The organism is Actinophytocola sp. (genome assembly GCF_045807065.1).
In the GTDB taxonomy this organism is placed as follows: domain Bacteria; phylum Actinomycetota; class Actinomycetes; order Mycobacteriales; family Pseudonocardiaceae; genus Actinophytocola.
In genome coordinates, this window is the sequence record NZ_JBJMIE010000673.1 from 21,972 (window position 1) to 32,835 (window position 10,864).

A 10,864-nucleotide genomic window follows, 5' to 3' on the forward strand; every position below is an offset into this window, starting at 1 on the left:
GTTACTTCTTCTTCGTTCGCGTTGCGCCGCCCCGGCCGCGCAACGTCACCCCGGATTCCGACAGGACGCGGTGCACGAAACCGTACGACCGCCCCGTCGACTCGGCCAGGGCTCGAATGCTGGCGCCCTTCTCGTACTTCTTCTTGAGATCGGCAGCCAGCTTGTCGCGCGTACTGCCGGTGATGCGCGCGCCCTTCTTCAAATCAGCCACGTCGTCCGCCTTCCGTAGCGTGTCACGGAGGTTTATCTAGAACACCTGCCGTGGCAATGATCGAACACGATCGCGTGGAATGCCAGGCGAGATCGAAAATACCTATGAAATCGCTCACGCCTCACCGGGACGGAGCAACCGAGTCGGGCCCGGCGCACGTAGTACGAGGTCAGCTCACGCGAGCTGGACGAGTTCCAGATAGTCCGCTGACCAGTGATCTTCGGTTCCGTCGGGCAGGAGGATCACCCGTTCGGGCTCCAACGCCTCCACGGCACCCGGATCGTGTGTGACGAGCACAACGGCACCCGTGTATCCGCGCAACGCCTCGAGTACGCGCTCGCGTGACGCGGGGTCGAGGTTGTTGGTCGGCTCGTCGAGCAGCAGGACGTTGGCCGCACTGGACACCAGACCAGCGAGCGCGAGCCGCGTCTTCTCGCCGCCGGAGAGCGTGCCGGCCGGCTGTTCGAGCTGCTCACCGGTGAACAGGAACGTGCCGAGCAGCGACCGCAGCTGCTGTTCCGCCGTGTCCGGCGCGGCGTGGCGGACGTTCTCCCACACCGACGCGTTGTGGTCGAGCGTCTCGTGTTCCTGGGCGTAGTAACCGATGCGCAGGCCGTGGCCGGGCACCACGCCGCCGGAGTCGGCGGACTCCATGCCGCCCAGCAACCGCAGCAGCGTGGTCTTACCAGCGCCGTTCAAGCCCAGCACGACCACGCGTGAGCCGCGGTCGATGGCGAGGTCGACGCCCGAGAACACCTCGAGCGAGCCGTACGACTTCGACAGCCCCTCCGCCGTGAGCGGGGTCTTGCCGCAGGGCGCGGGATCGGGGAAGCGGATCCTGGCGACCTTGTCGGCCTGGCGGACCTCCTCGAGCCCGGACAGGAGGCGTTCGGCGCGGCGGGCCATGTTCTGAGCCGCAACGGCTTTCGTCGCCTTGGCGCGCATCTTGTCGGCCTGCGCCTGGAGCGCGGACGCCTTCTTCTCGGCGTTGGCCCGCTCGCGGCGACGGCGCTTCTCGTCGGCGGCACGCGCGTCGAGGTAGCGCTGCCAGGTCATGTTGTAGGTGTCGACCACGCCGCGGGTGGCGTCGAGGAACCACACCTTGTTGACGACGTCGGCGAGCAGCTCGACGTCGTGGCTGATCACGACGAGGCCGCCGTTGTGTCCCTTGAGGAAGCCGCGCAGCCAGTTGACCGAGTCGGCGTCGAGGTGGTTGGTGGGCTCGTCGAGCAGCAGGGTAGTGCCGGCACCACTTCCACCCCCCGAACCCGTCTCCGAGGCCGCGAACAGGATGCGGGCCAGCTCGACGCGGCGGCGCTGGCCGCCGGAGAGGGTGCCGATCTGCTGGGCGAGCACGCGGTCGGGCAGGCCGAGGTTGGCGCAGATCCGCGCGGCCTCGCTCTCCGCCGCGTACCCGCCGAGGGCGGCGAACCGCTCCTCGAGCCGGCCGTAGCGGCGAACCTCGCGGTCGCGTTGGGAGTTGTCGACCAGCTCGGACATGGCCGACTGGGCCTTCTCCATCTCACGCAGCAGCTCGTCGAGGCCCCGGGCGGACAGGACGCGGTCCTTCGCGGTGACCGACAGGTTGCCCTCGCGCGGGTCCTGCGGCAGGTAGCCGACCTCGCCCTTGCGCATCAGGTTGCCGGCGTAGGGTTCACCCTCGCCGGCGAGGACGCGCAGGGACGTGGTCTTACCGGCGCCGTTGCGGCCCACGAGGCCGATGCGGTCGCCCGGCTGGACGCGCAGGGTCGCGTCGGAGAGCAGGATGCGGGTGCCGGCACGCAGTTCAAGGTCAGTAGCGGTGATCATCTGGAAGACTCCGGAGTAGTGGTGGGCAGGACTCGTCGGCCCGCCGGCCGCGACCGGTGGGCTCGCCTGCCTCCTAGGCCGTTCGGATCACCACGCCTCCGACTATACGTTGCTCCGGCAACCCGGTTTCGCGCGCACTCGCGGACTAAGCGGTCGCTTAGCTAGAGTCATCAGCCATGACACCGGACTTCAAGGGAAAGACCGCGCTGGTCACGGGCGCCAGCCGCGGCATCGGCCTCGCCATCGCCGCGGAGCTGGCCAGGGGCGGCGCGGCCGTCACGATCTCCTCGCGCAAGGCCGAGCAGGTCGCCGCGGCGGCCGACGAGCTGCGGGCGCAGGTGCCGGACGCGCGGGTGCTGGGCGTGCCGGCGAACACCGGCAGCGACGCCGACCGGGCCGAGGTCGTGCGCCGCACGGTCGAGGAGTTCGGCTCGCTCGACGTGCTGATCAACAACACCGGCATCAACCCGACGTTCGGCCCGCTCGTCGACGCCGACCTGGACGCGGTGCGCAAGATCTTCGACGTCAACGTGGTCGGCGCGCTCGGGTTCACCCAGCTCGCGGTGAAGGCGTGGATGGGCGAGCACGGCGGGTCGATCGTGAACATCGCGTCGGTGGCCGGCCTGCGCTCGTCCGGGGTGATCTCGGCGTACGGCGCGTCGAAGGCGGCGCTCATCCGGCTGACCGAGGAGCTGGCCTGGCAGCTCGGACCCGGCATCCGCGTCAACGCGGTCGCGCCGGCCGTGGTCAAGACGAAGTTCGCCGAGATGCTCTACACCACCGACGAGGAGGCGGTCGCGGCCCGGTACCCGATGAAGCGGCTCGGGCTGCCGGAGGACGTGGCGCAACTGGTGGCGTTCCTGGCGTCGGCCCAGGCGTCGTGGATCACCGGCGAGACCGTGCGGGTCGACGGCGGGATGCTCGCGACGGGCTCACTCTAGGCGGGTCAGCACGTTGTTCACCTGGTGCCGGTAGACGATCGAGGTCCGGAAGCCGACGATCTCGCGGCGGCTGGTCAGCCGGTCGATGAGGAACGCGTGCAGGTGGTCGATGTCCTGCGCGGTCACGTGGATGACGAAGTCGTCGCTGCCGGCCAGGGTGAACACGGCGAGCACCTCCGGCAGCGCGGCGACCGAGCTCTGGAAGGCCTCGATCACACTGCGGGACAGCGGCCTGATCGTGGCGGCGACCAGTGCCTGGACGCCGCGGTTGAGTGCCGCGAGGTCGACGTCGGCGTGGTAGCCGCGGATGACGCCGCGCTGGCGCAGCAGGCGGGTGCGCTCCAGACAGGTCGACGGCGCGATGCCGACCTTCCTGGCGATGTCCTGGTTGGGCTGGCGGGCGTCCTCCTGGAGTGCGCGGATGATCGCCGAATCGACTTCGTCCATGGTGCCATTGTGACGCGCCCTGCCGAATGATGTTCGGTGACGCGGTGCGGACGTCGTCCTTCTGCCTAGCGTTCGCCCTGTCGGTTGTTGATGTGTTCGGCAGGAGGACGTAGTGGGCGAATCGTGGGAGCACGAGGAGGTCGTGACGCGGCTGGGCCGCCGGTCGGGAGTGGCGGTGACGGTGGCGGTCCACTCGCGGCGGCTCGGCCCGGCGGCGGGTGGCATTCGGCTGCGGCAGTACCCGACGTGGCAGGACGGGCTGGCCGACGCGCTCCGGCTGGCCAGGGGGATGACCTACAAGAACGTGGTGGGCGGGGTGCCGTTCGGCGGCGGCAAGACGGTGATCGCCGTGCCGTCGTCGGTGTCGCTGACGCCGTCGCTGCGTGCGGACGCGCTGGCGGACGCCGGCGAGCTGATCGCGTCGTTCGACGGGACCTACCTGGCCGGACCGGACGTCGGGACGTCGTCGGAGGACATGGTGTACCTGCGGTCGTTCACGGACAACGTGTTCTGCCTGCCGGAGTCGCGCGGCGGGACGGGCTCGTCGAGCGGCCCGACGGCGCGTGGCGTGCTGGCGGCGCTGCGGGCGGGGTCGTCGGCCGTGTTCGGGTCGGCGTCGGTGGCCGGGCGGCGGGTGGTCGTGGTCGGCATGGGCTCGGTGGGCGCGCTGGTGGCGCGTGAGCTGGCCGCGCAGGGGGCGTCGGTCGTGGTCGCGGACATCGACCCGGCGCGGTGCGCGGGGTATGAGCAGGTGCCGGTGTCCTCCGCGTACTCGCTGGAGGCGGACGTGCTGGTGCCGGCGGCGATCGGCGGGGTCGTCGGTCCGGACGTGCGCGCGCCGCTGGTGGTCGGTCCGGCGAACAACCAGCTGGTGTCCGACGACGTGGCCGCGGTGTTGTCCGCCGCGGGGGTGGTGTGGGTGCCGGACTTCGTGGCGAGCGCGGGCGGAGTGGTCTACACGCTCAGCCGGGAGGCGTCGGGCCTGGACCGCGAGGCCGCGCTCGCGCGGGTGGAGACCATCGGGGAGACGGTCGCCGGGCTGCTGGCCGCGGCGACCGCGAACGGCACGACTCCCCTGGCGGAGGCGTTGGCCCTGGCCGAGCAGCGGTTGGCCGCGCCAGCGCGGACGCACTGAGGATCACCCGACGAGACCCGCCAGCCTGGTCACGGACCTGCGGACGTCCGCGCGGACCGCCCGGCCGATCGCCATCCCCAGCGGGCCGAACACCGGTCTGCCGGTGATCTCCGCGTCGACGGCCACCTCCGACGACGTGGCGCCGGTCGCGCGGATGGACAGGGTCAGCGCCACCTTCACACCGCCGACCCCGCGACCGGAGATCGACAGGGACGCCGGCGGCGTGAACGAGTCCACCCGCCAGCTGATCCGGTTGCGCAGCCCCAGCACGGTGACCACCGACGTCAGCGAGGTGCCCGCCTCGATCGTCGCGGGCAGCTCGCCGCGCCAGCCGTCATGGAGGGTCAGCCACTCGTCGAACCGGGACAGGTCCGAGGCGACCGCCCAGGTCCGGTCGGGTGTCGCGGAGACCCTTGTCGTCGCGTTGACCTTTGCCACAGGCAAAGAGTAGGCCGCCCGCCGGAATCCGGCGGACGGCCCGTCTCACAGAGCTACCTAGGGGTGAACGTAACCGTAGAGGTGGAGCGAGACCGCGCGGACCGAACCGGTGTCGACCCCGGCCGTGTCACGCACGAAGAACTTCCACGTGCCGTCCGCCGGGGCGCCGCGCAGCGCGTCCAGCGGGCTGATCGGCTTCCACGTGCCCGTGAACGGCGCCTGGCCCGACGTCACCGTGGCGTACGAGTTCGCCGCGCTGTCGTCGAACACCACCTTGCACAGGTTGTTGCCGCCGCCACCGTTGTTGCTGAACAGGGTCGCGGTGGCGCCGTTCGGCGCGATCAGCTGGCCGACCAGGTCACCGACGTAGGTGTGGTCGATGCCCACCGTCGTCGAGGCCGTGTCGGTGTTGCAGGTCGTGCCGTCGACCGAGAACGTGATCTTCGACGCCCGGCCGAAGCCGGACACCGGGATGTTCACGGTCGCGCCCACCGAGCTGTTGTCCGGGATCGCGATCGGCGCACCGCTGTAGGTGAACGCCGTGGACTCGCTCGACGGCTGACCGACGTCGACCGAGAACGACGACGTCTGCGGCGAGAACGTGCCCGCGAAGGTCACCCGGGTCGAGAACTGGACCGGCACGCCGACCTCGTGGCTCGCCGGCACCGTCACCTTGTAGTTCTTGACGACGGTCTCCCCGCGCGGGATGGCCCCGTAGGACTGCGCGCGCGGCGTGATCGTGACACCCGGGGTGGACGAGGTGAGCACCACGCTCGTGGACACCGCGGTCGCGTCGCCGACGTTGGTCACCGGCAGCGAGACCGTCGCCGTGTCACCCGGGTCGATGTACGCGCCGCCGTCGTCCGCGGTCACCTTCGGGGTCTCCGCGACCGGGAGCGGCTGCGGGCTGGCACCGGTGTAGCCGAGCACCCGGTCGGCCAGGAGCACGCCGTGGCCGGTGACCGGGTCGACGCCAGGCGCGCCGATGTCCAGTGCCGTGCTGGTCAGCGCCTCGCGCACCTCGGCCGGGTCGATGCCGGGGTTGCCGGACAGCACGAGACCCGCGATGGCCGCCGCGTGCGGCGCGGCCGCCGAGGTCCCGAAGAACGGCGAGAACCCGTCGACACTGGTGGAAACGCCGTCCGCGGCGGTGATTTCCGGCTTCTGCCGCGTCTCGCCACCGGTCGAACTGAAGTTGCCCGGCGTGATCGGCGTGCCGTCGGCCTGGAAGAACACCTTGCGCGGACCGTCGGAGGAGAACCGCTCCTGCTTCTGGTCCGGGCCGAACGCGTTCGGGAACGGGCCGGCCGGGTTCGCCGGGTCACCGGTCTCGAGGTCGAACGGCAGCGGGTCGGCCGCCGGCGCCGCGGCGACGGAGAACGCGCCACGCGCGGCCGAGTGGCCGAACGTGACACCCGGCGTCGTGAACGCCTTCAGCCCGGCCTGGTCCTCGTAGCGGCCACGCAGCGAGGACAGCGAGAAGTACCGGTCGGCACCGGCGAACTTCACGACCGCGAGCCGCAGGTTCAGCCCGCTCGGGATGTCGACGCGCTCGAACGGGTCCTGCGTGCCGTTCTGGTAGTTCTGGCTCGCGGCCCGGACGTTGCCGGCCGAGTCCACGATGTAGAGGTCGTAGTCGTCGCTGGCCGCGCCGGCCGGGTCGGCCCAGTTCAGGATGGTCGGCGCACCGGCCGACTCGTCCGAGATGGGCTCGAGGACCTGCACGCCGGGGCCGGGGTCGAAGTCGTGGGCGTAACCCGCGAACTTGCCGATGACCTGGCCGGAGTTGACGAAGTCGCCCTCCCAGTGGCCGGCGGTGCCGTCCGCGGTGTTGCCCTCGTTGCCGGCGGAGGAGAAGTACAGCGCCCCGTCGGCGACGACGTCGTTCACCGCCTGGGCGATGATGCCGTCCTGGAAGTACGGCTCGGCGAAGTAGATGACGTCGTCCACGATGATGTCGCAGCCGAGCTGGAAGCGCATCGCGCGGATGTTGTCCGCGAAGCTCGCGTCACCGTTGAACGCCGTGGCGAAGCCGAGTCGGGCGTTCGGCGCCACGTCGTGGATGATCTCCAGCATCGCGGTGCCCTCGTCGCCCGAGCCGGCCTGGCCCGGCAGGACGTCGACCGCCGGCAGTTCGCCGCCGGCCTGGGACGTGGACAGCGAGTCGACGCCGTCCGACGACGCGCAGATCTTCACACCGATACCGGTGACGCCGATGTCCTCGCGGGCGGCGGCCGCGTTGTGCGCGGCGTCGCCCTCGCTGTCGATGGCGCCGGCGCGGTCGGCGAGCGCTTCGCGCGTGTTCTGCGCGATCCGCTTTTCCTTCTGCTCCTTGGATTCCGGCTCAACCTTCTCGTTCGGGTTGAGCTCGCGGGCGGTCATGGCGCCGACCGCCTCCTGAACCGCCTTCACGTCCGCGCGGGCCGCGATCGTGTTGACGGCCGTGAGCGGCACCTCGGCACGCACGGTGCCGTACCGGGTCGAGGTCGACCGGATGGCGGCGCCCTTGGCGGTGAGGAACTTCAGCAGGTTGTCGCTGACGGTGCCGCGAATGTCCACGAGCACCTTGCCGCTCGCGGTCTTGGCAACTCCGTTCTGCAGCAAGGGAACCGTGGCGCTCGCCGTCCGGTTGGCGGCCAGGCGCTGCTGCAGCACGAGCTGGGTATCCACTTTGGCTTCCGCCGCGGACAGGTTCTTCTTCAGGTCCTGCAGTGTGGCGATCTGGTTCTTCGCGTTCTGCTCGGCGGAGATGTTCTGGTCCTCCGGCGGTGGTGCCGCCACCGCGGGGCTCGCCAGCCCCACGACCGCCAGCAGGCAGGCCGCGCCGGTGAGGATGAAGCGTGATCTTCGCATTGCGTGTGCAGGTAAACGCACGGATGCCCTCCGCGTTTGGCTTGGCCGTGCCCCGACTCACGACTCCCAGTGCCGGTGCCCCCGGCCGACCTCAACGTATGGGTCGACAGCAATGCGACGCAGCGGCCATTTGGCCGAATAACACACCGTGTGTGTTAACAATTGCCGTACGTGAACGACCTACAAGACAAAAGCGTCGGACCAGGGCTGCGAACTTCGGCCCGTCAGGGCGTCGAGGAGGGACGCGGCCTGACTGTCCGTAAGGGACGACACGAAATCGATCACAGCCCGTCCCCTTGCCAATTCCCGGATTCCGTGCTCACCGCGCGGTGGTTCGCCGAGCGCCCCGACCAATGTGGACATGTCCGTTCGCGCGAGCGCGTGGTACTCGCCCTCGGCCAGCTCGACGAGATCCTGGAGCCTGCGGGGGAGCCGGTTGGTCTCATAACGATCGGTGAGCCACTGCGCGAGCGCCTCGACCAGCGAGGTGACGAGCGTGGCCTGGCCGCGCTGGTGCAGCGCGAGGTCGGGGCGGAGCAGCACGAACCGGCGGTGCACGAACTTGAGCACCTGGACCTCGTGCCACTGCGCGGGCGCCAGCAGCACGTGGCCGGAGCGGGTGGGCGGGTCCATCACCACGGTCATGCCGTCGACCAGGCGAACCGTCCACACCGACGAGAACCGCGCGACGGCCTGCTCGGCCTCGACCGAGCCGTCGAACGGCCGGTCGAGCAGGCCGTCGACCAGCTCGGCGCGCACCCGCGCGACCGCCGCGACGAACGCGTCGTCGTCGACCACCCAGGCGTCCCGGCGGTGCAGGCGGCGGCGGAGCTGTTCGAGTGAGTAGCCGGGGCGGCGGGCGTGGGCGGCCAGCGTGGCGTCGCTCTGCGCCGCGAGCGCGAGCGCGTTGTCCAGCCAGTGGCCCAGCTCGGCGGCGACGGGCGCGTGCTGGAGGACGCCGATGCGGTGGAAGTCCTCCAGGTCGTGGATGGCGTAGGCGATGTCGTCGGCGAGGTCCATGACGGAGGCCTCGACGGTCTGCTGCCAGGGGGCGAGGCCGGCGAAGGGGGCGCGGGCCTGGGCCATGTCGTCCAGCTCGGTGACGTAGACGGAGAACTTGCCGGACCCGGTGCCGGGTTCGTCGGGCGGCTCGGACGCACCCCGCGGCGGGGTGGCCATGTGCCGGGGGTGCGGGTCCGGGTGGGTGAGGCGGGTCCACGGGTACTTGAGCATGGCGCCGCGCACGGCGGCGGTGAGGTCGAGGCCGACCGCGCTGGGGCCGCCGATGTCGGTGGTGGTGACGATCCGCAGGCTCTGGGCGTTGCCCTCGAAGCCGTCGGGGAGGCCGAACCGGTGCCGCGAGAGCCGGTCGAGGACCTGCTCGCCGAGGTGGCCGAAGGGCGGGTGGCCGAGGTCGTGCGCGAGCCCCGCGGCCTCGACGACGTCGGGGTCGCAGCCGCCGAGCTTGTCGAGCAACGGGGTGAAGTCGGTGCACAGCCGTTCGGCGATGGCACGCGCGACCTGGGCGACCTTGAGGCTGTGCGTGAGACGGTTGTGCAGGAGCCCGGAGCCGCTGGCGCTGACGACCTGGGTCACCCCACCGAGCCGCGCGAAGAACGGCGAGGCCACGATCCGGTCCCGGTCGACCCGGAACGGGCTGGCCGCGAGATCCCCGGCGCCCGACCCACCGGGCTTCTCGGAGCGGCGCTCCTCCCGGGGGTCGACCTGATCACTCATGCCACGACCCTAGTCGTCCTGTGCTGTGATCAAGAGATGGTGGATGTGCTGATCGCCGGCGGCGGCCCGGCGGGCTGGTCACTCGCCTCCGCCTGCGCACGTCGAGGTCTGAGCGTGACGCTCGTGGCCGCCACCAGCCGCTGGCCGGCCACGTACGGGATGTGGGCGGACGAGACGGTCCTGCTGCCACCGGGCTCACGGTGGGTGACGGCCCGGGTCCGCGGCAACGGCCGGTGGCTGCCGCGCGAGTACGCGGTCCTGGACAACGAGAGCGTGCTGGCGGCCTTCGCCCACCCCGCGATCGAGGTGGTCAGGGCCCGCGTGACGGCACTGACAGCCACCACGGCCCGTCTCACGAACGGCGACGTGCGCCACGCCGACGTCGTCTTCGACGCGACCGGTGCGTGGCGGGGGCTTGATTTGGCCGGGGACGCGGCTGGGCTCGGCGGCCGGCGAGCCACCGGAGGCGCGGGTGGGCTCGGCGGCCGGTGGGGCATCGGCGGCGAGGCCGACGAGAGCGGGCAGCGAGCCACCCGGGGCGCGATTGGGCTTGGCAGGCGGCGTGCCAGCGGCGACGCGACCGACAACAACGGGCAGCCAGCCACCAGCGGCGAAGCCGACGACAGCGGCCAGCGCGCCACCAGCGGCGAAGCCAACAGCAACCGGCAGCCAGCCACCGAAGGCGCGGCCGGCGAGAGCGGGCAGCGAGCCACCGGGAGCGCGATTGGGCTCGGCGGGCGGCGTGCCAGCGGCGACGCGACCGACAACAACGGGCAGCCAGCCATCAGCGGCGAAGCCAACAACAACGGGCAGCCAGCCACCGAAGGCGCGGTTCAGCTCGGCGGGCAGCGAACCACCGGCGGCGAGGCCGGCGAGAGCGGCCAGCCAGCCACCCGGGGCGCGATTGGGCTCGGCAGGCGGCCTGCCAGCGACGACGCGACCGACAGCGGGCAACCAGCCACCGAAGGCGAAGCCGACAACAGCGGCCAGCGCGCCACCAGCGGCGAAGCCAACAGCAACCGGCAGCCAGCCACCGAAGGCGAGGCCGACGAGAGCGGCCAGCCAGCCACCAGGAGCGCGATTGGGCTCGGGAGGCGGCCTGCCAGCGACGACGCGACCGACAGCGGGCAACCAGCCACCGAAGGCGAAGCCGACAACAGCGGCCAGCGCGCCACCAGCGGCGAAGCCAACAACAACGGGCAGCCAGCCGCCAAAGGCGCGGTTCAGCTTGGCGGGCAGCGAACCACCGGCGAGGCCGGCGAGAGCGGTCAGCGGGCGGCGTCCCGCCGACCC

At 71.3% G+C, this 10,864-nt stretch carries 9 protein-coding genes; 3 read left to right on the forward strand and 6 right to left on the reverse strand.

The window, feature by feature from the left end:
- Position 1 precedes the first annotated feature (1 nt).
- Positions 2–211, reverse strand: a complete 210-nt coding sequence (locus ACJ73U_RS39630; protein WP_133909271.1) for a helix-turn-helix domain-containing protein — start codon at positions 209–211, stop codon at positions 2–4.
- A gap of 174 nt (positions 212–385) precedes the next feature.
- Positions 386–2,020, reverse strand: a complete 1,635-nt coding sequence (locus ACJ73U_RS39635; RefSeq protein WP_407782925.1) for an ABC-F family ATP-binding cassette domain-containing protein — start codon at positions 2,018–2,020, stop codon at positions 386–388.
- 176 nt (positions 2,021–2,196) lie between these two features.
- Between ACJ73U_RS39635 and ACJ73U_RS39640 the strand changes: the two genes are divergently transcribed.
- Entirely contained in the window at positions 2,197–2,961 is a 765-nt protein-coding gene (locus ACJ73U_RS39640) for an SDR family oxidoreductase (RefSeq protein WP_407782926.1), read from the forward strand.
- On the opposite strand, the gene ACJ73U_RS39645 is transcribed toward ACJ73U_RS39640, so the two are convergent.
- Positions 2,953–3,408 carry an Lrp/AsnC family transcriptional regulator gene (locus ACJ73U_RS39645; RefSeq protein ID WP_407782927.1) on the reverse strand — a complete coding sequence of 152 codons (456 nt, stop codon included), beginning with the start codon at positions 3,406–3,408 and terminating at the stop codon, positions 2,953–2,955. The genes ACJ73U_RS39640 and ACJ73U_RS39645 overlap by 9 nt on opposite strands.
- A gap of 112 nt (positions 3,409–3,520) precedes the next feature.
- On the opposite strand from ACJ73U_RS39645, the gene ACJ73U_RS39650 reads away from it, so the two are divergent.
- Positions 3,521–4,543, forward strand: coding sequence for a Glu/Leu/Phe/Val dehydrogenase dimerization domain-containing protein (locus tag ACJ73U_RS39650; RefSeq protein ID WP_407782928.1), 1,023 nt, complete (start codon positions 3,521–3,523; stop codon positions 4,541–4,543).
- A 3-nt stretch (positions 4,544–4,546) separates the two neighbouring features.
- On the opposite strand, the gene ACJ73U_RS39655 is transcribed toward ACJ73U_RS39650, so the two are convergent.
- The 3 genes from ACJ73U_RS39655 to ACJ73U_RS39665 form a co-directional block, all read right to left on the reverse strand.
- Entirely contained in the window at positions 4,547–4,981 is a 435-nt protein-coding gene (locus ACJ73U_RS39655; RefSeq protein ID WP_407782929.1) for an SRPBCC family protein, read from the reverse strand.
- Positions 4,982–5,038: 57 nt separating this feature from the next.
- The gene (locus tag ACJ73U_RS39660; protein ID WP_407782930.1) at positions 5,039–7,834 is read right to left on the reverse strand and encodes a S8 family serine peptidase; all 2,796 of its coding nucleotides are present in this window, start codon (positions 7,832–7,834) and stop codon (positions 5,039–5,041) included.
- Between the two features lie 180 nt (positions 7,835–8,014).
- Positions 8,015–9,571 carry a deoxyguanosinetriphosphate triphosphohydrolase family protein gene (locus tag ACJ73U_RS39665; protein WP_407782931.1) on the reverse strand — a complete coding sequence of 519 codons (1,557 nt, stop codon included), beginning with the start codon at positions 9,569–9,571 and terminating at the stop codon, positions 8,015–8,017.
- Between the two features lie 36 nt (positions 9,572–9,607).
- Between ACJ73U_RS39665 and ACJ73U_RS39670 the strand changes: the two genes are divergently transcribed.
- Positions 9,608–10,864, forward strand: a 1,257-nt coding sequence (locus ACJ73U_RS39670; RefSeq protein ID WP_407782932.1) for a lycopene cyclase family protein, incomplete at its 3' end; no start/stop codon positions are given.